General features: G+C 54.4%; 20 protein-coding genes and 1 pseudogene. 1 reads left to right on the forward strand and 20 read right to left on the reverse strand.

The genetic code is table 11. The annotated features are described in order from the left end of the window. Positions 1-46: 46 nt before the first annotated feature. Positions 47-655 (reverse strand): succinate dehydrogenase cytochrome b558 subunit, encoded by a 609-nt coding sequence (locus BRO54_RS00940; protein ID WP_074042811.1) that lies wholly within the window; start codon positions 653-655, stop codon positions 47-49. A gap of 242 nt (positions 656-897) precedes the next feature. Here BRO54_RS00940 and BRO54_RS00945 point away from each other — a divergent pair, with 242 nt between their 5' ends. After that, a complete protein-coding gene (locus BRO54_RS00945; protein WP_025038957.1) occupies positions 898-1350 on the forward strand; it encodes a YslB family protein in 453 nt (150 codons plus the stop codon). A gap of 48 nt (positions 1351-1398) precedes the next feature. Here BRO54_RS00945 and uvrC read toward each other — a convergent pair whose 3' ends face one another. The 19 genes and pseudogenes from uvrC to polX form a co-directional block, all read right to left on the reverse strand. After that, the gene (gene uvrC, locus BRO54_RS00950) at positions 1399-3171 is read right to left on the reverse strand and encodes an excinuclease ABC subunit UvrC (RefSeq protein WP_074042812.1); all 1773 of its coding nucleotides are present in this window, start codon (positions 3169-3171) and stop codon (positions 1399-1401) included. Further along, positions 3168-4625: a DUF2339 domain-containing protein gene (locus BRO54_RS00955; RefSeq protein ID WP_074042813.1), complete on the reverse strand. Its 1458-nt coding sequence runs from the start codon at positions 4623-4625 to the stop codon at positions 3168-3170. The genes uvrC and BRO54_RS00955 overlap by 4 nt, the downstream gene beginning before the upstream one ends. Before the next feature lie 48 nt (positions 4626-4673). Beyond that, the gene (locus tag BRO54_RS00960) at positions 4674-5600 is read right to left on the reverse strand and encodes an FTR1 family iron permease (RefSeq protein ID WP_074042814.1); all 927 of its coding nucleotides are present in this window, start codon (positions 5598-5600) and stop codon (positions 4674-4676) included. Between the two features lie 26 nt (positions 5601-5626). After that, positions 5627-6388, reverse strand: a complete 762-nt coding sequence (locus BRO54_RS00965; protein ID WP_074042815.1) for a hypothetical protein — start codon at positions 6386-6388, stop codon at positions 5627-5629. 88 nt (positions 6389-6476) lie between these two features. Beyond that, positions 6477-7238 (reverse strand): glycosyltransferase family 2 protein, encoded by a 762-nt coding sequence (locus BRO54_RS00970; protein WP_074042816.1) that lies wholly within the window; start codon positions 7236-7238, stop codon positions 6477-6479. Next, positions 7195-8694: an alkaline phosphatase family protein gene (locus BRO54_RS00975; protein WP_074042817.1), complete on the reverse strand. Its 1500-nt coding sequence runs from the start codon at positions 8692-8694 to the stop codon at positions 7195-7197. Before BRO54_RS00975 ends, BRO54_RS00970 begins: the two co-directional genes overlap by 44 nt. Before the next feature lie 87 nt (positions 8695-8781). After that, a complete protein-coding gene (locus BRO54_RS00980) occupies positions 8782-9726 on the reverse strand; it encodes an NAD-dependent epimerase/dehydratase family protein (protein WP_074042818.1) in 945 nt (314 codons plus the stop codon). Positions 9727-9935: 209 nt separating this feature from the next. Beyond that, positions 9936-11141 carry a hypothetical protein gene (locus tag BRO54_RS00985; RefSeq protein ID WP_074042819.1) on the reverse strand — a complete coding sequence of 402 codons (1206 nt, stop codon included), beginning with the start codon at positions 11139-11141 and terminating at the stop codon, positions 9936-9938. 144 nt (positions 11142-11285) lie between these two features. After that, positions 11286-11494, reverse strand: a pseudogene (locus BRO54_RS20325) (alkanesulfonate monooxygenase); the annotation flags it as partial. 70 nt (positions 11495-11564) lie between these two features. Next, positions 11565-11882, reverse strand: coding sequence for a thioredoxin (trxA, locus tag BRO54_RS00995; RefSeq protein WP_011232159.1), 318 nt, complete (start codon positions 11880-11882; stop codon positions 11565-11567). 151 nt (positions 11883-12033) lie between these two features. Beyond that, complete coding sequence (locus BRO54_RS01000) at positions 12034-13011, reverse strand: electron transfer flavoprotein subunit alpha/FixB family protein (protein WP_074042820.1); 978 nt, start codon at positions 13009-13011, stop codon at positions 12034-12036. Between the two features lie 66 nt (positions 13012-13077). Continuing rightward, a complete protein-coding gene (locus BRO54_RS01005) occupies positions 13078-13854 on the reverse strand; it encodes an electron transfer flavoprotein subunit beta/FixA family protein (RefSeq protein ID WP_013144555.1) in 777 nt (258 codons plus the stop codon). Positions 13855-13904: 50 nt separating this feature from the next. Continuing rightward, positions 13905-14678: an enoyl-CoA hydratase gene (locus tag BRO54_RS01010; protein WP_074042821.1), complete on the reverse strand. Its 774-nt coding sequence runs from the start codon at positions 14676-14678 to the stop codon at positions 13905-13907. Positions 14679-14703: 25 nt separating this feature from the next. Then, complete coding sequence (locus BRO54_RS01015; RefSeq protein WP_074042822.1) at positions 14704-15291, reverse strand: TetR/AcrR family transcriptional regulator; 588 nt, start codon at positions 15289-15291, stop codon at positions 14704-14706. A gap of 59 nt (positions 15292-15350) precedes the next feature. After that, entirely contained in the window at positions 15351-17051 is a 1701-nt protein-coding gene (locus tag BRO54_RS01020; protein WP_074042823.1) for a long-chain-fatty-acid--CoA ligase, read from the reverse strand. Positions 17052-17132: 81 nt separating this feature from the next. Then, entirely contained in the window at positions 17133-17297 is a 165-nt protein-coding gene (locus BRO54_RS19945; RefSeq protein ID WP_167367363.1) for a hypothetical protein, read from the reverse strand. Positions 17298-17310: 13 nt separating this feature from the next. After that, positions 17311-17718: a DUF350 domain-containing protein gene (locus BRO54_RS01025; protein WP_074042824.1), complete on the reverse strand. Its 408-nt coding sequence runs from the start codon at positions 17716-17718 to the stop codon at positions 17311-17313. Between the two features lie 14 nt (positions 17719-17732). After that, positions 17733-20111 carry an endonuclease MutS2 gene (locus tag BRO54_RS01030; RefSeq protein WP_074042825.1) on the reverse strand — a complete coding sequence of 793 codons (2379 nt, stop codon included), beginning with the start codon at positions 20109-20111 and terminating at the stop codon, positions 17733-17735. Continuing rightward, positions 20108-21832 (reverse strand): DNA polymerase/3'-5' exonuclease PolX, encoded by a 1725-nt coding sequence (polX, locus tag BRO54_RS01035; RefSeq protein WP_074042826.1) that lies wholly within the window; start codon positions 21830-21832, stop codon positions 20108-20110. Before polX ends, BRO54_RS01030 begins: the two co-directional genes overlap by 4 nt. Positions 21833-21866: the final 34 nt, after the last annotated feature.

Genomic DNA, 21866 nt, shown 5'->3' on the forward strand with positions numbered 1-21866 from the left:
GCAGCGGTTCCTCGTCAAATCGTTCCCTAGGAATGGAACGCTTGTCTTACGCAAACGCCAAGATGGCGCGAATGCCGACAATGGAAAGCGCGACGAAAATGATCATCGTAATGTACGTAAATACTTGCTGCGAACGAGGCGACACCGTCAAACCCCAGCTGACGCAGAACGACCATAAGCCGTTGGCGAAGTGAAAGACCGTGGACAAAATTCCAACAATATAAAATCCGAGCATAAACGGATTGTCGACAATGTTGGCCATCATGTCGTAGTTCACTTTGACGCCGAATGCCGCTTGCACCCGCGTTTCATACACATGCCAAACGACAAAAATCAATGTAATGATGCCGGTGATCCGCTGAAGCATAAACATCCAGTTGCGGAAATAGCCGTATTGGCGAGTGTTGAATTTTGCTGTAAACGCGATATAAATGCCATATACAGCATGGAACAACAATGGAAGAAAAATAACAAAAATTTCAAGAAAATAGCGAAACGGCAAGTTTTCCATAAACGCCGCCGCCCGGTTAAACGCTTCCGGCCCACGCGTCGCAAAATGGTTGACGACCAAGTGCTGCACTAAAAAGATGCCGACGGGAACAACCCCCAGCAGCGAGTGGAGCCGGCGATAGTAAAACTCGCGATTCCCTGCCATATGTAAACCCCCTTCAACTGATAAAAAATATGTGCCTCTCGCTCGCAGTGCGGAAATGGAAACATCTTCCATTCCCTATTCGCTTTGTCACATTCATTGTACTCCCACATTGTACAAGCGTCAAGAAAACACTGCCACAAAATGTTCAAACATTCTCATAGTTGCGCCACCTTAGGAAAAGAGGATGCACTCCGGCAGCAATTCAGCTATAATGGGGAAATGGATAGAAAGAGGGGAAAACGATGAAACAACCACCATTAGAGGACCAATATCAAATGTTTGGGTCGATTTCGCTTTCCGCATTCGGGGCTGAGTTGCTTCGCCATTCGCTTCTTCCCGAGCTGCTTGGCAAAGATGCCGCTTCGCTGCTGTACTGGGCCGGCAAACAGCTGGCGCGGCGCTACCCGCTCGAAACGCTCGATGACGTCGCCGTATTTTTTGAACGGGCGGGCTGGGGAGCTTTGTCGGTTGGCGAAGAGCGAAACGACGAACTATCTATCGAGCTGTCGGGCCCCATCATCGCCGCCCGCTTTTCCTTGTACGGCAGCTGCTCGTTCCAGCTTGAGGCTGGATTTCTCGCCCAGCAAATCGAACAACAAAAGCGGTTCGTCACCGAAGCGGTCGAACTGCCGTCAAAGCAGGCTGGCAAAGCGCGCATTTTAGTGAAATGGGACCGGAAGCAGGCAATCGAATGAAATGAAGGCAACGGGCGTCCGCTCGCAAAACGGGCGCCCGTTCAGCCATTATTCATGCAGTTTTTCATAGATTTTCTCCGCCACCGCTCGCGGAATGTTCGCCCGCTGCAACTCTTCCACCGTCGCCTCTTTCATCTTTTTCACCGAGCCGAAATAATTCAAGAGCGCTTTTTTCCGCTTTTCCCCAACGCCTGGGATGTCATCCAGCACGGAATGGAACATCGTTTTCTGCCGCGTCTTTCGGTGGAAGGCAACCGCAAACCGGTGCACCTCATCTTGGATGCGCTGCAATAAATAAAACTCTTGGCTTTGCCGGTCAAGCGGCACGACATCCGGCGGATCACCCGCCAAAAGCTCTGATGTGCGATGTTTCTCGTCTTTCGCCAATCCAGCCAGCGGCACATCCAGTCCAAGTTCGTTTTCGAGCACATCGCGCACCGCCGACAAGTGGCCTTTGCCGCCGTCGATGATGATCAAATCGGGCAGCGGCAATCCTTCTTTCAACACGCGCGTATAGCGGCGGCGCACGACTTCGCGCATCGTTTCATAATCGTTCGGGCCTGCGACCGTCTTTACCTTGTATTTCCGATACTCTTTTTTCGCCGGCTTGCCGTCAAGGAAAACGACGAGCGCCGAGACCGGATCGGCCCCGTAAATGTTCGAGTTGTCAAACGCCTCGATGCGGCGCGGCGCCGGAATGCCGAGACGCTCTCCGAGACGTTCGACCGCTTTGATCGTCCGTTCTTCGTCCCGTTCGATGAAATAAAATTTTTCTTTCAGAGCAATGGCCGCGTTTTTGCTCGCCAGCTCAACAAGCTCTTTTTTCTTCCCTTTCTTCGGCTGGACGACGGCAACGCCGAGCAATTCGCGGGCGAGCTCGCCGTCAATGTCGGACGGGAGGACGACTTCTTTTGGCTTCAAATGATGCGCTTTCGCATAAAACTGACCCAAAAACGTAAGCATTTCCTCATCCGGGTCTTGGTAAAGCGGGAAGATCGACACGTCGCGCTCGATCAGCTTCCCTTGGCGAAGGAAAAACACTTGCACGCACATCCAACCTTTGTCGTACGCATAGCCGAATACATCGCGGTCGATGAAGTCGTTGAGCATCATTTTTTGCTTTTCCATCGTCATCTCAATCGCCGCGATTTGATCGCGGTATTCTTTCGCCCGTTCAAACTCAAGCGCTTCCGCCGCCTCGTGCATTTTCTCGGTCAGCTCCCGCTTCACGTCTTCATACCCGCCGTTTAAAAAGCGGACAATTTGTTCAACCATCGCCTTATTTTGTTCGTCCGACACCGGGTGGACGCACGGGGCAAGGCATTGACCCATATGGTAATACAAACAGACGCGCGAAGGCAGCGTCGAACATTTGCGGAGCGGATATAAGCGGTCGAGCAGCTTTTTCGTTTCGTTCGCCGCCTGCACGTTTGGATACGGGCCGAAATATTTGCCGCCGTCTTTTTTCACTTTGCGGGTGATAAGCAGGCGCGGATGCTTTTCCGCGGTGATTTTAATAAACGGATAGCTTTTATCATCTTTCAGCATGACATTGTATTTCGGATCATGCTTTTTGATCAAATTCATCTCCAAAATGAGCGCCTCGGCGTTTGACGAGGTGACAATATATTCAAAATCAGCGATCTCCTCAACAAGCCGCTGCGTCTTGCCGTCATGCGTCCCGGTAAAATACGAGCGAACACGCGCTTTCAGCGACTTCGCCTTGCCGACGTAAATGACCGTTCCGTGTTTGTCTTTCATCAAATAGCAGCCCGGCTGTTCCGGCAGCACGGCCAGCTTTTCTTTCAGCCGGTCGTTCACTGGCCATCACCCCACCCTGCTCCATCGACCCATTCGTACAGCGTAATCGTCCCATACACCGGATCGGCAAGCAAACTGGAACGATACGTTTTCACTTTGCGCACATGGCTAGAAACATCGACCCCTTGGGCGCGAAATCCATCAACGACATGGTCGGTCATATAAATTGTAGCATGGCGGTAGTTTTCTTTGTCTTGCAAAAAGAAGGAAAAATGGAGCACGTCTTTATGCGGAAACGGCGCGTGTAAATAGTCAAACACGCGCGTCTCTTCCCACGTATATACCACAAACGGCTGCCGTTTGTCACGCAAATCGTCCGCAAGCTGATACACCGCCGGCGGCGTTTTTGCCTGCTCGCGCAACAGCCCGACGCCGATCGCAGACTGCAGCAGCACAACCGCCGCGGCCAGCCCGAGCCGCCATGTCTGCGGCGCGGCCAACAGCCGCCCCCACACGTAAACGAGCGCGACATGAACGAGCGGAAGGAGATGGCGCGGCTTGTCAATGTTTTGTCCAAACAGCGCCCACAAAGCATACAGCAACGCGGAAACAACAAGCGGGCGCGGCAGGCCAAACCGCCCGGCGCGCCAGGCGATGGCGCCGACCACCGCATAGGCAGCCAGCAGCCAAGCGTTTCGGCTGGCCATGCCGGTCCAAATAAAATTGTCAAGGACAAAGCGGCACACCCGCTCCGAAAATGGAAGCGGGCTCGCTGCCGCCGTTCCACCCCAGTCGCTGAAATGACCGACGACAAACGCCCAGCCAAGCTTGAAAAACGGCCAAAGACCGCCTTCCGTCGCCGCGACCGCCGCCACCCAAACAAATTGAAAGACGGCCGCCGCCAACAGCGATGCCATCACACGGCTAAGGCGACGATGCGTTTTCCAGTCCTCATGCCAAAGGATCAACAACGCGGCAGCCAACGGGACATACGACAGGCGAATCCCCATCATGAGGCTGAACAACGCGGCCGGCCAAAGCTGTGCCATCCATGTTGTTCGCCGCCGTGCCCATTCCACCGCCCATACGTACCACCAAAGCACGCCAAGCGCCGCCCCATCCGACATCGGTCTGGCGGCGGCAAGGAGCACGTAGCTTGAAGAGAGCACCGAAAGCGCCGCCCATAGCGCCGCCGGACGCGGCATATGCCGGCCCAGCAGCCAAACGATGGGAAAGGCGGCGGAAAACAAAACGAGCACATTCAAGATTGAAAGCGCCTTGGCCGGATTGGCAACCAGAGCGTGCACCGCCATGCCGCCAAGAACAAAATACGGATAGCCCGGGAAATGCGGCTGCATGGCCAACACATCATAGCGCCTAAGCGCCAAGGCAAAATCGACTTCATCCCATGTGGCCGCATACGGGCTCGCCCAATACAAGCCGGCGCCAACCAACAAAGCGGCCGTTCCGGCACCAAAGCCAATCCAAAAGCGGTCGCCGAACCGTTTGTTCATCGTCTTCCCCTCCAAAGAAAAAGTACAAGGCGCTGCAGCCTTGTACGTTTACATGACGCGTTTTTTGTTTTCATCCAACGCGGCGGCCGGCGGCTTCTCGACCGCAGCGTTCTTTTGACCGCGGCGGCTCGTTACTAACAAATACACGACGACGAAGTAGCCGATATAGGCGATCATTTCCTCAAGCGACGGCATCGACGAATAGCCGAACAATGCTTTTAAAAAGACGCCGACTTCGCCGGAAAAGACGGGGGCGACGCCATGATCGCGCACGTAATGCTCGTAGTCGATCGGATGTTCCGGAAGCAGCCATGTCAAATCGTACACGTGCGGCATGACGCTGCCGATCAAGTTAATGTCCTGCATCATCGAAATGGCTTGCACGAGCAACCCAGCAGCGATCAAGACGATAAAGGCGCCGGTCACTTTAAAGAACGTCTTCAGCGGGATGCGCATCGTCCCTTTAAAGAAGAAATAGCTGACCAAAGCGGCAATGGCGATTCCTGTCGCCGCCCCCCAGCCTTGTATGGCCGCGCCGATGTTGCCATGCGTAATGGCGGCGAAGAAGAAAACCGTTTCCACCCCCTCGCGCAGCACGACTAAAAACGAGTGGATGACCATGCCGGCGACATTGCCGGCCGTAATAAACTGGTCCATTTTCCCTTCGACGCTTTTTTTCATATCCCGGCTATGCTCGGCCATCCAAAACACCATTTGCGTCAACAAAAGCGCTGAGACGACCATAATGCCGATTTTTAAGTAGATTTCACTTCCCATCGCGGCGAAGCCGGTGAACACAATTTGAAACAACATGGCAACGCCGACGCTCGCCGCCACCGCCAAGGCGGCGCCAAGCCATACGTACTTCGTGTATTCGCGGTGATCGACCCGTTTCAAATACGATGTAATGATGCCGACGATAAGCAGCGCTTCCAGCGCTTCGCGAAACGTGATGAGCAACGCTTGAACTTCCATGCCCCCGCCTCCCCCTTACGTTTGGATTAAGCCCGCTTCCGACGCCGCACATAAATGAGGGCCGCGCCGAGAATCACGACAGCGATGACAATGAGCGGAATCCAGTTTTTTGCTTTGGACAAATCGGTCCATTCTTTTTTTTGCACCGCATCCGGCTTTTCTGTGGCGCTTTCCGAAAAGTGGCCGATTTTTACACTTTTTAGGCCAAATTGTTTTTGCAGCGTTGTTAAAATCGTCTCTTTGCTTTTCTTAAACACGTTGATATCCGATTTTTTCTCGCCGACGCCGAACAGCCCCGGGTTGCCAAGCGACTGAAGCGCCTTGTCAAATTCAGTGCGCAGCTGTTTGTCCAGCGACGGGTCTTTCCCTTGGATGACCGGCGACAGCGCCTCATACGTCGCAAACGCCTTCGCCAACAGCCGCTTGCTTGTGTCGTATTGGTCGAAGTTTTTCTCGATGTTTTCCAAGCGGCGGGCGATATTGAGCACCAAGATTTTTTCCATGTTCTCGACTACCGCCTGGCGGTCTTTGTCTTCGATGGCCGCAAGCACCGCCTTGGACGGCTCCGGCCCCATATGCATGTCGATTTCTTTTTTAACCGTTTCAAAAATTTCCTTGGCAGAGGCAAAATTCGGCGGCTGTTCATTCAGCTTCTCTTTCATCTGTTTGTACGCCTCAGCAACCGCCTCTTCGTTCGGGTTTCCGTACGAGTAGGCGAACGCTTTCAGCGGAATGAGATTGAGAATAACTATCATTGCTATGTAAAAAAAGAAACGGAACGATTTCACGTCTCCCTCTCCCTCCATCAAGATCAATGATAATCATTATCATATTTATTGTCAATAAAAATCATCCATCGTCTAAGCACGAACCGCCTTACGAGCAATGCCTCGTCCGCTCCGAAGAAAGCACATGCGCTTCGCGGTCAATGACGGCTTTTTTGACCGGGCGGCGCATTTCCTTCCAGATGGCTGGGATGACCGCGGTCATATAGGCGGTGAATTTGATGAACGAGCGGCCGGTCGTCCGCACTTGGTAGCGGATCGGCACTTCTTTCAAGCGAAATCCTTTGCGCACTAAATTGAGCGTCAACACTTGGGCGTAGTTGTAATCGTGGATGATTTCCGCCTCCTCCATCGCCTGACGCGAAAAGGCGCGCATCCCCGATTGCCCGTCATACAGCCGCTGGCCGAGAAGGAGCGACTGCAGCCAAGTGAACAAATAGTTGCCGAGGCGGCGATGCCATTTCATGCCGCGAATCGTGCCAAGGAAGCGCGAGCCGATCGTATAGTCCGCTTCGCCGGCGAAAATCGGCGCCAAAAGGTCCGGAATTTGTTCCGGCGGATATTCGTTGTCGGCATCGATCATCACGCCGATATCCGCGCCAAGACGGACACACTCTTCAAGCCCTCGCCGCACCGCCGCCCCGAGGCCACGGTTTTCCAGCCAGCGGCAAATGTAATCGGCTCCCGCTTCTTGCGCCGCTTCAGCGGTCCGATCGGTCGACCCGTCATCAATGACCAAGACGCTGACCTCTACATCGGGATGGAAATGGCGCGGAATGCGACGAATCACTTCCCCTATCGCTTCTTCTTCATTGTGCGCCGGCAAAAAGACGATGACGCGCTGCTTCTTCATCGCTCTCCTCCTTTCGCATCGCCTCGATCAAAACCGGACCACGGCTATGGCTCGGATACGGCGCGCCGAGCAAATAGGCGATCGTCGGCGCCAGCGAGACGAGGCTTTTTTTCTCATCGATCCGTTTTCCTGCCGCAATCGCGGGACCATACATAAAAAACGGCACGTACCGCTCCCCTTCATCCAAATGACCATGGCCGCCGATGCCATCCGCCTGGCCATGGTCAGCGCAAACGATCAACGTCGCGCGCTCGAGCTCGCCGCGTTCCTCAAGCCAGCCGACAAACTCAGCGATTAAAGCATCGGTTTCTTCAATTTTTTCGATATACTCGTCATACAGCACACCGCGGCTATGGCCGGTCTGGTCGGTGGCGATCAATTGCACGACAAGCAAATCCGGATGTTGTTCCTCAACGATGCGTTTCGCTCGCTCGATAATGTAGCGATCGGCAAGGTCATTGGGCATCACCGCCGTCACGGTTTCAACATCCTCTCCAAATGAGTCGACCAAATGAGCGATGCCAAGCAAGCGGCCTGTTTTCCCTACTTTGCGGAGCGAGTCGAAGATCGTTTCCACTTTCGCTCCGAGCTTCCATACCATATTCGAGCGAATGCCGTGCTCAAACGGATACGTGCCGGTGAGCATCGATGTAAAGCAGACGACCGTGCGCGCCGGATAGACCGTTTCCATTTGCGCAAACTCCGTCCCTTGGGCGCGCAGCCGTTTCAAAAACGGCGCATTCGCCGCCTCAAACCGGTCTTTGCGCATCCCGTCAATGACGATGACATACACTTTGTCACTCATCGGCGCTGTCGGAGCCGGCACGTTGTTCGTGTAAGTCGGAATGACCTCCGGCTGCCAGTCGAACAAATTCCGATGCAAAATCCATGAAAACAGCCACACCCCAGCGGCAAACAGCCAAAGCGCCCCGTACAGCGGCGCCAAATCCGTCCCTCGTTCCACTTGGATCGACGCATATTCCCAAACAGACAAAAGGAGAAAGACTTTCGGCAGCTGTTCTTGAGCATTGCCGCTTGTTGAATCGCTGTTTTTCAGCACCAGCTTCCAAAAGCGGGTGAAATTCCACCATGACGTGCCGATGCGCAAATGGTAATAGAGCGTTCCCCAAAAAAAGACGGTAAAGAAAAAGTAAAGCCCGGCCGCCAACAACAACAACGACGCATCAGCGAACGACCAAACGATGAGAAACACGACATAAGGGATCCATAAATAATTGCGCAAAAACAGTGGGTAATCATACACGTAATAGACAACAAACAGCGGCAGCACCGCTGTCAGGCCAAGCAGCCATGTCCATGCATGGCCGTCCATAAGATCAGCGGCATGGTAGATGCTCATCGTTCCCACGACAAAAATCGGCGTGAACGGCTTTCCTTCATTCAGCAAATTCCAGCAGCGCGCCGCAATTTTTTCAAACCGTGATGCTTCTTTCATTGCCTCTCCCTTTCCTTTCTCCATACGCCCCGCACCGCCTGCCAGTCGGACCGCCAAAATATGAGCACCACCGCGCCGGCCGCCGGTTTACCGCTCATATTCACGCGCCCACGCCACCGTGCGGGCGAGCCCTTCGGCAAACGCCACCTTCGGCTTGTAGCCAAACGCCCGCTCCGCCTTCGTGATGTCCGCCCATGTCGCTTTCACATCACCTTTCCGCTCCGGCGCGTGCACGATTTTCATATCGAGAAAGTGCTTCCGCAACTCAGCGAGCAGCTGCTCCATAGTGACGGGCGTCCCGGCGCCCAAGTTGAACACTTCGCTTCGCCCGCCGCTGCGGTGAAGTGCTGCGATCATGCCCTCCACAATATCATCGATGTACGTATAATCGCGCGCCGTCCCCTTGCCATACACGACAATCTCCTCGCCCGACAGCAATCGGCGCAAAAACGTGCCGATCGCCATATCCGGACGCCCCCACGGCCCGTAAACGGTGAAATAGCGGAAGATCGTCATTTGGTAGCCATACAAATGGGCATAGGCATGACAAAACGATTCCGCTCCGTATTTCGCCGCCGCATACGGCGAAACGACGCGGCCGTCAGCCATCTCTTCCCGGAGCGGGACGTTGCCGCGGTCGCCGTACACCGATGACGATGAGGCAAACAGCACATGCGCCGCCCCGGCTTCCCCCGCCGCCGCCAACACATTGACTGTCGCTTTAATGTCATAGTCGATATACGCGAGCGGCTCCTCGAGGGAATACGGAACGCCCGGCAGCGCCGCCAAATGGTAGACAACATCAGGGCGAAACTCGGCCAGCCACCTTTTCGTTCGCTCCCCATCAAGCAAATCCAAGCGGACAAGCGGCACCCGACCGCCGGTAAGCGCCTCAAACTGCCGCTCTTTCCGCTCTATGGAATAATACGGATGAAAACAATCAATGGCAGCCACTTCGTATCCTTGATCGCTCAAGCAGGCGGCCAGATGGCTGCCGATAAACCCTGCCCCTCCAGTCACCACAACTTTCACCAGTTTCCCCCCATTACTGAATTCCATCTCCATTAGCATCTTACCATAGCAACCGTCGAAAGTCGCGGGTCACGGGATAAAACCAAATGTTTCCATTCATTGAGGCGTGCGGCCGAACCGACGGAAGGATGGGTGGACGTATAGACGTCATCCGGAGCGGCTGACACTTGTGAAAAAAGAGCGCCCTGCGGACACCTTTGTTTGTTAGGTTATTTCGCCTTTTCGATCACTTGTTGCAGGGCGGCTTCAATTTGTGGCAGCCATTTGTCCGCCTCGGTTTTATTTTTCGCCTTCGTTGCTTCTAAGTAGCGCGCCGCTTGGTCGTTCAACGTGTCATACGCCTTGTCGCCGAGCAGCGCTTTTATATCATTTTCGATCATGTGAATAAAGAGCGCGCCTTCTAAGGCGGTGATCACCGACTTGTCTTGCCCCCAATTTTCTTTGCTTTCTTCATATTCGTGAAGCGCCACTTTCGCCCATCCGCGCACGAACGCATGGTTCACCGCTTTCGGATCGAGCGTTTTGACATCGGTTTGCAGGTCAAACTGTTTCAAAATGTAGTCCGCTTCTTCAGCGGCATGCCGTTTCATATACGGATAGACGGATTGATAAAACGCCCAGCCTTCCGCCTGCTCCACTTTGGCTTCTTCGGCGTTTTCTTTGGCCGCGGCCGCCGCCTTCGCCGCATAGCCGTGCGGCAGCGCCCCACTCGCTAAATAGAACGTTTTCATCAATGTTTTGTCAACCACTTGCTTGCCGAGGGCAAACGCCAGCGCATCATCGTTTTGGACCGCTTGCTCCATTTGGGCAAACGCCCCGTTGATCGCGTCAACCAGCTTCGTTCCGTAAGCCGCATCGCGCTTTTCCACGGTCGACTGCAAAATCGCGTAAAATGTTTTAGCTTCCTCAAGCTCTTCCTTTACTTCTTCCTTATTGGCCCAATGCTCTTCTGCTTCCGTAAACTCATGTTGGATTGTCGTGTAAAACACTTTTTGCATCAGCTTGTCAAAAATTTGTTTGACGACCAACGGCTCAAGCGATCCGTCTTTGCCGGCCGCCAGTGCAGTGGTAATATGTTGGTCAAGCGTATCTTCAAATTCCGCATCACGTTTTTGTACAAGCGGCTGCAATGTTTCTTTGTAGATGCTCTCCACCTTGCCGTAGTCGACCGCCTCGCCTTGCTTCGCTTTCTCAAGCTCCGCCAACGCTTCGCTGAACGCTCCTGCATAATCGACTTCCGCTTCTTCCTTCTCGTTCTCCGCCTTCGCTTCCTCTTTCGGCTCTTTTTGTTTCTCTACGGCCGTTTGGCTGCTGCTTTCTTTTTCTGTCCCCGTCGTCTGTTTGTTCTGGCCGCACGCTCCAAGCGCCAACGCTGCGGCGGCGAACACGGCCAGCCACTTCCATTTCAATGACATTATGTATCCCCCCGTTCACACATCCAAAAAATGATAATCAATATCAATACAATAAGATTATAAGAGAAAATGAATTTCAATGTCAATGCATGATGAAAAAAGAGAGGACTCCCCTCTTACCGGAAATCCTCTCTTCCTAACTGATCACACTTTAATCACACTCGGGAAAAACTCGTGGCCGACAACTTCCCACCCGAATAGAAGAAGAGGAGGGAGAGGTATCCAGCGGCAGCAGCGGAAACAGCAGCTCGGCCACCCGATAAGCTTCCTCTAAATGCGGGTAACCGGATAGTAATGAAATAGCGGATTCCCAACTGTTCATACTCGCAAAGCCGGGCAGCGACCGTTTCTGGGAACCTTTTTTTGATTTGAAAAAGAAAAAATCCAGAGGCTTCTTCCCCTCTGGATTTCCTTCTTTCTCCGTTATGACACATGTTTGCCAACCAGCTGCACAAGCGCCTCTTTCGGCTGGTAGCCGATCGCTTTATCGACGAGTTCGCCGTTTTTGAACACGAGCAGCGTCGGGATGCTCATGACCCCGAACTTCGACGCTGTTTCTTGGTTTTCATCGACATTCACTTTGACAATTTTGACTTTGTCGCCCATTTCGCGGTCAAGCTCTTCAAGCACCGGAGCGATCATGCGGCACGGTCCGCACCATGGCGCCCAGAAGTCAACGAGCGTGAGGCCGTCTTTCGTTTCCGCGGCGAACGTTTGGTCAGTGGCGTTGACAATCGCCATATGGATTCCCTCCCATCTTCTTGAATGCTGCAAGCAAAGTATACCATGGAATGCAAGTCGGCGCGAATGTTTTGCTTCGTTTCTACTATTCGCTTTTGCCGCGGAATTTATCCGTCAAAAAACGGACGGCTGCAACCGCCCGTGTTGTTCATTACGAATGCACTTTCAGTTTTTTGAACTCTTCGGTGAGGAGCGGAACGACTTCGAACAAATCGCCGACAATGCCGTAGTCCGCGACTTTAAAGATGTTGGCTTCCGGGTCTTTGTTAATGGCGACGATGACTTTCGAGTTTGACATCCCCGCTAAATGCTGGATGGCGCCTGAGATGCCGCAAGCGATGTAAAGGTCCGGCGTGACGACTTTCCCCGTTTGCCCGATTTGCAGTGAGTAGTCGCAATAGCCGGCATCGCACGCCCCGCGCGAAGCGCCGACCGCGCCGCCCAACACTTCCGCGAGCTCTTTGAGCGGCTTGAAGCCCTCGGCGCTTTTGACGCCGCGGCCGCCGGCGACGATCACTTTCGCCTCGGTCAAGTCGACGCCTTCCGCCGTTTTGCGGACGACTTCTTTGACAATCGCGCGCAAGTCTTTAATCTCGACGGCAAGCGCTTCCACGCTGCCTGAGCGCGACTCGTCGCGCTCGAGCGGCGCGATGTTGTTCGGACGCACCGTCGCAAAAATGATGCCGTCGGTGACGATTTTCTTTTCAAACGCTTTGCCGGAGTAGATCGGGCGCGTGAACACAATGTTGCCGCCCGCTTCTTCGACCGCGATGACGTCCGAAATGAGACCAGCGTCAAGCTTGATGGCCAATTTCGGCGACAAGTCTTTGCCAAGGGCCGTATGGCCGAAGACGATGCCTTCCGGCTGCTCTTTGTCAATCACGGCTTTTAACGCTTGCGAATAGCCATCTGATGTATAAAATTTCAAATTCGGATGTTCAATGACGACGACGCGGTCCGCACCGCGGTAAATGAGTTCGTTCGCATGCGCCTGCACTTGATCGCCGACAAGCACCGAGACGACTTCCCCGCCTTCGGCGATCGTTTTGGCCGCCGCGATTGCTTCAAAGGAAACGTTTCGCAGCGATCCGTCGCGTACTTCCGCCAATGTCAAGACTTTGCGTGCCATTCTTTCAGTCCCCCTATCCTTTGATTCCCCGTTGTTTTTCATCCGAACGCCGACAGCGGTTCCGGCTTATACCACTTTCGCTTCAGAACGGAGTAGCTGAACGAGTTCCTTCACTTGATCGGCGATCTCGCCTTGCAAAATTTTGCCCGCTTCGCGCTTCGGCGGCAAGAACACTTCGATCGTTTTCGTTTTTGCTTCGACATCCTCTTCATCAAGGTCCAAGTCGTCAAGCTCCAGCTCGTCAAGCGGCTTTTTCTTCGCCTTCATAATGCCTGGCAGCGATGGATAGCGCGGTTCATTCAGCCCTTGTTGAGCAGTAACAAGGAGCGGCAGCGACGTTTCAATGATTTCCTCATCCCCCTCGACGTCGCGCACAACGGTCACTTTGCCGCCATCGGCAATGTCAAGTTTCGTGATCGTCGTCACGTACGGAATGCCGAGCAATTCCGCGACGCGCGGGCCGACTTGCCCGGAGCCGCCGTCAATGGCGACATTGCCGGCCAAAATCAAATCCGGATTTTTGTCTTTTAAATACTCGGCGAGCACTTTCGCCGTCGTATATTGGTCCTGTTCTTCGACATCGTCGTCGATGTTGATGAGCACCGCTTTATCGCAGCCCATCGCCAACGCCGTGCGCAGCTCTTTTTCCGCCTCCTCGCTGCCAACGGTGACGACCGTCACTTCGCCCCCGTGTTTGTCGCGCACTTGAATCGCTTCTTCAATGGCGTATTCATCGTAAGGATTGATGATAAATTCGGCGCCTTCCTCGTTAATCTTGCCATTGACGATGGAGATTTTTTCTTCAGTGTCAAAGGTGCGTTTCATTAATACAAAAATGTTCACGTCGTTCCCCTCCTCGAACAATTGTTTCAGTTGCCAACATTCAAACATCATTATTTTCCTTGAAAAACAGGCGGCCGTTTTTCCAAAAACGCCTGCACGCCTTCTTTTGCATCCTCGGATACAAACACGCGGCCAAACCATTCCGCTTCCTCGCGCACTGCCTCGGCGAACGATTTTTCCTTCGCGGCGTTGAGCAGTTCAATGGTCGCGCGGACGGAAATCGGGCTTTTGGCAGCGATCTTTTTCGCCAACGCTTTTGCTTCGTCAAGAAGCCGCTCTTCCGGCACCGCCTTGTTAGCCAGCCCCCATTCGACCGCTTCGAGTCCGGTGATCGGCTCGCTTGTCCACATCATTTCCGCCGCTTTGCCAAAACCGACATAGCGCACGAGCCGCTGCGTTCCAGCAAATCCAGGGATGATGCCAAGCTGCAGCTCCGGCAAGCCGAGCTTTGCGTTTTCTGCCACGATGCGGATATGGCAGCTCATGGCCAACTCCAGTCCGCCGCCCAGCGCCGCGCCGTGAATAGCAGCAATCACCGGTTTGGAAAAGCGTTCGATTCGCTCCATCACGAGTTGGCCGTTGCGCGACAAACCGGACGCCTCCTCGTCGGAAGCGACGGATGTGAACTCTTTAATGTCGGCGCCCGCAGAGAAAAACCGGCCTTCGCCGTGAAGCAGCACGACGCGCACTTCCGGATCGGTCTCGAGCTCGTCCAACATAGTTGAAAGCTCTTTCAAAACCGCTGATGAAAGGGCGTTCGCCGGCGGCCGTGAAAACGTCACGATGGCGACGAACTCCTCTTTCGCCAAACGAAAAAAGTCCATGAAGCCTCTCTCCTTTCTGCCTATCCTAACGCCCGGCGGCGCACCCTTTGATCAACAGTTCGTACACCGGATCGGCGAGGGCGGCCAAGTCATACTTTTGCTCGTTCATCACCCATGTCGTCACCGTTTCATCAAGGGTGCCAAAGATCATTTGCCGAGTGAGCCGGACGTCTAAATCATGGCGAAACTCCCCTTTTTCCATCCCTTCGATGATAATGCGGTCGATGAGCCGCAAATATCCTTTCAGCACCTCATTGATGCGATGGCGCAGCTCTTTGTTCGACTGGCGCAGCTCAAGCTGCGTCACGACCGCCATATGCGGATCGGCGGCGAGGGCGGAAAAATGAGTTTTCACCAATACATACAATTTCTCTAGGGGGCTTGAAATTCCTTCTGTCTCTTGTTCAATTTTCTCGATGAACGCCCCCATCTTTTCCTGAAAAAGCGAAATTAAAATATCCTCTTTGTTTTTAAAATAAAGGTAGATCGTGCCGTCGGCGACGCCGGCCTGCTTGGCGATTTTCGACACTTGGGCTTGATGGTAGCCATGCTCGGCGATGACGACGACGGCAGCGTCAATGATTTGTTTAAACTTTGGCTTTTCCCTCCGCAATATCGATTCTCCTTTTCTCACTTTCCATCCGTCAAATGAATGAACCATCATTCATATTTTCATTTTACGGGCAATTCTGCCGATTTGTCAAGCTTCTTTTTCTCCTCTTCGACCAGCACGCGGCGCAAAATTTTGCCAACCGCCGTCTTCGGCAATTCACTGCGGAACTCGTAGATGCGCGGCACTTTGTAAGCAGCCAGGCGCTGGCGCATAAACGCGTCAAGCTCCTCTTCGCTGCACGTTTCCCCCGGCTTTAACACGACGAACGCTTTCACCGTCTCGCCGCGGTACGGATCAGGAACGCCGATCACGGCCGCTTCCTGCACTTTCGGGTGCTCGTACAGCGCTTCTTCGACTTCGCGCGGGTAAATGTTGTAACCGCCGGCGATAATGACATCTTTCTTGCGGTCGACGATATAAAAATACCCCCGCTCATCCATATATCCGATGTCGCCAGTGTATAGCCATCCGTCACGCAGCACTTGCTCGGTCTCTTCCGGACGATTCCAGTAGCCTTTCATCACTTGCGGCCCGCGCACCACGATCTCCCCAATCTCGCCGGGCTTTCCTTCTTCTCCCGTCTCAAGCAAAACGATTTTCGCCTCCGTATCCGGCCACGGGACGCCGATGCTTCCTTTCACCCGCTCCCCATCCCAAAGAAAGTTGCTGTGGGTGACAGGGGACGCCTCGGTTAACCCATAGCCTTCAATCAATTTTCCGCCCGTCGCCCGCTCAAACTGCTCCTGCACTTCAACCGGCAACGGAGCAGAGCCGCTGATGCAGACGTTGATCGAGGATAAATCATATTTCGGCAAATCCGGATGGTTCAACAAAGCGATGTACATCGTCGGCGCGCCTGGAAACATCGTCGGCCGGGTGCGCTCGATCGTTTTCAACGTTTGCTTCACATCAAACCGCGGGAGCAGCACCATTTTGCTTGCCATCATCACGGACAAATTCATCACCGTCGTCATTCCGTACACATGGAAAAACGGAAGCACACCGAGCACCGTTTCTTTTCCTTTTTCGCATTTATACACCCAATGGGCGCACATGAGCGTATTGGCGATCAAGTTGCGATGCGTCAACATGGCCGCTTTCGGATGCCCCGTCGTGCCGCCTGTATATTGCAGCAGCGCCACATCTTCCACCGGATCGATGTCCACCTCGATCGGAGCGGTTTCCTTCCGACTGACGATCGTGCGGAACATATGAACGGTTTCGTTTTCCTTGATGCGGACGATGGGCATGTTTTGCTTCCGCTGCACAAGCGGATACAGCCATTTCTTCACCGTGGGCAAATAATCTTGCATTCTCGTGACAATCCAATGTTTGACCGGCGTTCTCCCTTTCAATCCTTCCGCCTTTGGATACAGGATATCCATCGTCACGAGCACCGAGGCGCCGCTGTCGTTCAGCTGGTATTCAAGCTCATACTCGGTGTAAAGCGGGTTCGTCTGCACGACGATGCCGCCGGCCATGAGCGTCCCGTAGTAGCTGATGACCGCCTGCGGGCAGTTCGGCAGCATAATCGCCACCCGATCCCCTTTTTTCAATCCGATCGTCCGCAAATAATGCGCGAATGTCAACGCTTGCTCGTACAGCTCGCGAAACGTCATCGTCTTGCCCAAAAAGTCGATCGCCTCATGACCTCCGAACTGTTCGGTCGTCTCCCGCAAATAGTCAGAAAGCGTTTTCTTTGGATAATCGAGCGTATGCGGGATCTCCGGCGGATAGTGAGCGAGCCACGGTTTTTCCATCCCAATCCCCCCTTACTTCTATTTTATTTTACTATTTTCAATTTTTCATCAAAAAAAAGAACGCCGGGCTTGAACCGAGCGTTACCAAAACCAGTACACCAAACCAACGAAGAAAAAGCACGCGCAGATGACAAACAAGATTTTCGCCAGCACATCGACCGACCGGTTGCGCACCGCCATATAGACGATGCCGCCGACCAAAAGCAGCCCGACCGCAATCAACAACCATTTCACTACTCCGTTCATTCGTTGTTCCCCTTTACTGAATGCCTTCGCCGATGACAAACGACAAGCCGACGGAAATCACCATGGAAATAAAGCCGACCGCCCGGTTATCATTGGCAATTTCGTCATCAATATTGAATTTCGGCGTCAAAAATTCGTAAATAAAGTACGCGGCGAGCAGAAGCAAAAACCCGTACAGCCCCCAGCCAATCATCGACAGCAGCGACTCATGGCGGGCGAGCGCATAGCGAAAAATGTTGGCGATGCCGAAAATTTTCCCGCCGGTTGCCATCGCCACCGCCACATTGCCTTTGCGAATCTCTTCCCAGTTTTTGTACTTTGTCACCAATTCAAATACGGCTAAAAAGACGACGATGCACAACACGGCGACGCTGAAATTGGCCGCCGTTTTCACCATGTCGTGCTCCCAAAACGACGCCATTGCCATCGCCCCCATCATTTCAGTTCAACGATCGTCACCCCGGTGCCGCCTTCATTCGCCTCTCCGAACCGGAAGCTTTTCACCGCCCGGTGTTGTTTTAAAAACTGCTGCACTCCTTGGCGGAGCGCGCCCGTCCCTTTGCCGTGGATGATCGAAACGCGCGCATATCCGGCGAGCACGGCATCATCCAAGTATTTTTCAAGCCGAATGAGAGCGTCTTCGTACCGTTCGCCGCGCAAGTCAAGCTCGAGGCTCACATGGGCGTCCTTGCCTTTCACAGTCGCAACCGGCGTTACTTCTTTCGCCGGCGCGCTGCCGATGTACTCGAGATTTTTTTCATGAATTTTCATTTTCAAAATGCCGAGCTGCACTTGCCATTCATCATCGGACACTTTCTCGATGAGATAGCCTTTTTGGTTGAGGCTCGTCACCTTCACTTCATCGCCCGGTTGGAACATATGGCGCGAGGCAGCCTTTTTCGCCTTTTTCCGCTTCTCCACTTTCGGCATAGCGGCAGCGAGCCGCTGTTTCGCCTCGACGAGCTCATGCTCTTTCACTTCCGCCCGCTTTTCTTTTTGCAAGCGGCGCAGCTCTTGAATGATCCGCTCGGCTTCGCGTTCCGCGGTGCGGATGATGTCGGCTGCTTTTTGCGCCGCTTCGGCAAGCCGCTCTTCTTTTTCCTCTTCCAGCGCTTCGAGCTTTTGCTCCCACTCGGCGCGCAGCCGCTTGGCTTCCTCAAGCGCCGCGCGCGCCCGCGCTTCCTCTTCCTCCGCTTGCTTTTTGCTTCGTTCAAGCGACGCGATCATGTTTTCCACGTTATGGCTTTCAGCGCTCACTTGCGCTTTCGCCCGCTCGATAATCCGCTCATCAAGCCCCAAGCGGCGTGAAATGTCAAAGGCGTTGCTGCGGCCGGGGATGCCGATCAACAGTTTATACGTCGGGCGGAGCGTTTCGGTGTCAAACTCGACGCTGGCGTTCACGACACCGGGACGGTTGTAGCCGTACGCTTTCAACTCGGGATAATGCGTCGTCGCCACCGTCCGCGCCCCGCGCCCGTGCACTTCATCCAAGATGGCGATCGCGAGCGCCGCCCCTTCCTGCGGATCGGTGCCAGCCCCAAGCTCATCAAACAGCACGAGGCTTTCACCATCGACATGGCGCAAAATATCAACAATATTGACCATATGGGACGAGAACGTGCTCAAGCTTTGTTCGATCGACTGCTCGTCGCCAATATCGGCGAAAACGGAACGGAACACCGCTGCTTCCGATCCGTCGGCCGCCGGGATGAACAGCCCCGCTTGCGCCATGAGCGTCAACAAGCCGATCGTTTTTAGAGTCACCGTTTTCCCGCCGGTGTTCGGCCCGGTGATGACGATCGTCGTATAGTCGCCGCCCAATTCAATATCATTGGGCACCGCCTTGTCCTGATCCAGCAGCGGATGGCGTGCCTGCAAAAAACGAAGATAGCCTCGGCTATTGACCGCTGGCTTCGCGGCTTGCAACCGACGGGCGTATTTCGCCTTGGCGAACGCAAAATCAAGCGCCGCGAGCGCTTCGACCGCCCGCGCAAGCGGCTCGGCCTGCTCGGCGACTTTTGCCGAAAGTTCGCGCAAAATGCGTTCGATTTCTTGCTTTTCTTTCGCCCGCGCTTCGCGGAGCGCATTGTTCAACTCGACGACCGCCTGCGGCTCAATAAACAGCGTCGCCCCGGACGCCGACTGGTCGTGGACGATGCCGCCGTAGGCGCCGCGATACTCTTGTTTCACCGGGATGACATATCGGTCATTGCGGATCGTAATGATGGCGTCCGACAGCCGCTTTTGCGCCGACGGCGAGCGAATGATGCTCTCAAGCTTCTCGCGGATGCGCGCTTCCACTGACCGAATTTGCCCGCGCAGCGAGCGGAGGCGGTCGCTTGCGGCATCCAGCACTTCGCCATGGTCATCGATCGAGCGGCGAATGTCCTCTTCAAGCGCCGGCACCTCGACGAGCTCATCGGCATAACCGGCTAGGCGCGCCAACCCGCCGTACTCTTCATGCAGATCCATAATCAACCGTTTCATCTTCCGGCTTGCGGCCGCTGTCGCCGCCACTTCAAGCAACTCTTGTGGGCTGAGCGTGCCGCCGATCGCCGCCCGCTTGAGATGCGGACGGATGTCGACCACTCCGTCAAGCGGCGCATAGCCGCGCATCCGCAAAACAGCGGCGGCTTCATCCGTTTCGTCAAGCCAGGCGGCCACCTCCTCCAAGTCAGAAGACGGTATGAGAGCGTCGATTTTTTCCAAACCGAGCGGCGAGGACGCATGCTCGGCCAACTGCTCTTTCACTTTATCGAACTCCAAGGTGTGAAGCACTTTTTGTTGCACGTATCTGACCCCCAGCTGATTCATTTCTTTCGTTTGTCGCGCAAAAACTGTTGCAGCTTTTCAAGCGGCCATGTGTTGATGACCGTTTCCTTATGGATCCAACCTTTTCTTGCCGTCGCTACGCCGATCGCCATATCCTCGAGCATGTCCAAATGGTGGGCGTCCGTGTTGATGGCAATGTACGCCCCCGCTTCCTGGGCTTTTTTCACGTAGGCCGCCGACAAATCGAGCCGATTCGGGTTGGCGTTTAACTCAAGCACTGTGTTCGTCTCGGCCGCCAGCTCGATGAGCCGCTCGATATCGACGTCATAGCCGTCGCGCTGGCCGATCAGCCGCCCGGTCGGGTGGGCGATGACATCGACGTACGGGTGGCGAAGCGCCGCTTCAAGCCGTTTCATGATCGTCTCGCGCGGCTGTTTGAACGCAGAGTGAATGGCGGCGATGACAAAATCAAGCTCCTTGAGCACGTCATCGTCGTAATCGAGCGTCCCGTCGGGCAAAATATCCATCTCGATGCCGGCTAAAATGGTCAGATCGCTGTAGCGCGCGTTCAGCCGTTCAATTTCCTCGCGCTGGCGCCGCAACCGATCCGGGGTCAAGCCGTTGGCGACTTTCAAATAGTGCGAATGGTCGGTAATGGCGATATACCGATAGCCGCGGCGGCGGCACGCTTCGGCGAGCTCCTCGAGCGAACACGCGCCGTCGCTCCATGCCGAATGCATATGCAAGTCACCTTGGATATCGTCAAAATGGACAAGTGGATAATCAGAAGAATATCGCTCGACTTCCGTGCCATCTTCACGCAGCTCCGGCGGAATGTACGGCAGCCCGAAATGGGCGTAAAACGCCGATTCATCGGGGAACGTTTTCACCTTGCCTGTCGCTTGGTCTTCCACGCCATATTCGCTGATTTTCTCCCCGCGCTCTTTGGCGAGCTGGCGCATGCGCACATTATGGTCCTTCGATCCGGTAAAATGGTGAAGCGCGGTCGCAAACTCGTCCTCGCCGACGAGACGGAAATCAGCCGCAATTTCATCATCATACTGAAAAAGAAGCGACACTTTCGTCTCCCCAGCGGCGATCACCTCGCGGATGCGCTCAAAACCGAGCAGCCCGTCGCGCACCTCGGCCGGACGGTCGGTGGCGATGACATAATCCAAATCTTTCACCGTTTCGTTCAAGCGCCGCAAGCTGCCGGCCCGCGAGAAGCGGATCACGCCATCAAGACAAGCGAGCTGGCGTTCAATATCCGCCGCGATCGCGAGCACCCGGACGAGCGGCAGCCGCTCGGGGCGTTTGCCCGCCTTTTCAATGGCCATCAGCAGCTTTTCTTCCGTTTTCGCGCCGAAACCGGCAAGCACGCGCACTTTTCCAGCCAAGCACGCTTCTTTCAATCCGTCCATATCGACAATGCCAAGCTCTTGATGCAGCTTGGCGATTTTTTTGCCGCCAAGCCCCGGCAGTTTGAGCAAGGCAAGCAGCGTCTCCGGAACATCGCGTTTTAATTCATTCAGCACCGACGACGAGCCCGTTTCGATAAATTCGGTGATGATCGCCGCTGTGCTTTTGCCGATGCCAGGGATGGCGGTAAAGTCGCTGATTTCCGTCAGGCTTCGTTCATCCGTTTCCAGCGCGCTTGCCGCCTTGCGAAATGCGTTTACTTTAAACGGGTTCTCACCTTTGATTTCCATATATAAGGCAATCGTTTCCAACAGGCGGATGACCTCTTTTTTGTGGACGTTCACGCCGTCCCCCTCCCTTTCCCGAAAAACCGCGGCC

This window comes from Geobacillus proteiniphilus (genome assembly GCF_001908025.1).
GTDB classification, from domain to species: Bacteria; Bacillota; Bacilli; order Bacillales; family Anoxybacillaceae; genus Geobacillus; species Geobacillus proteiniphilus.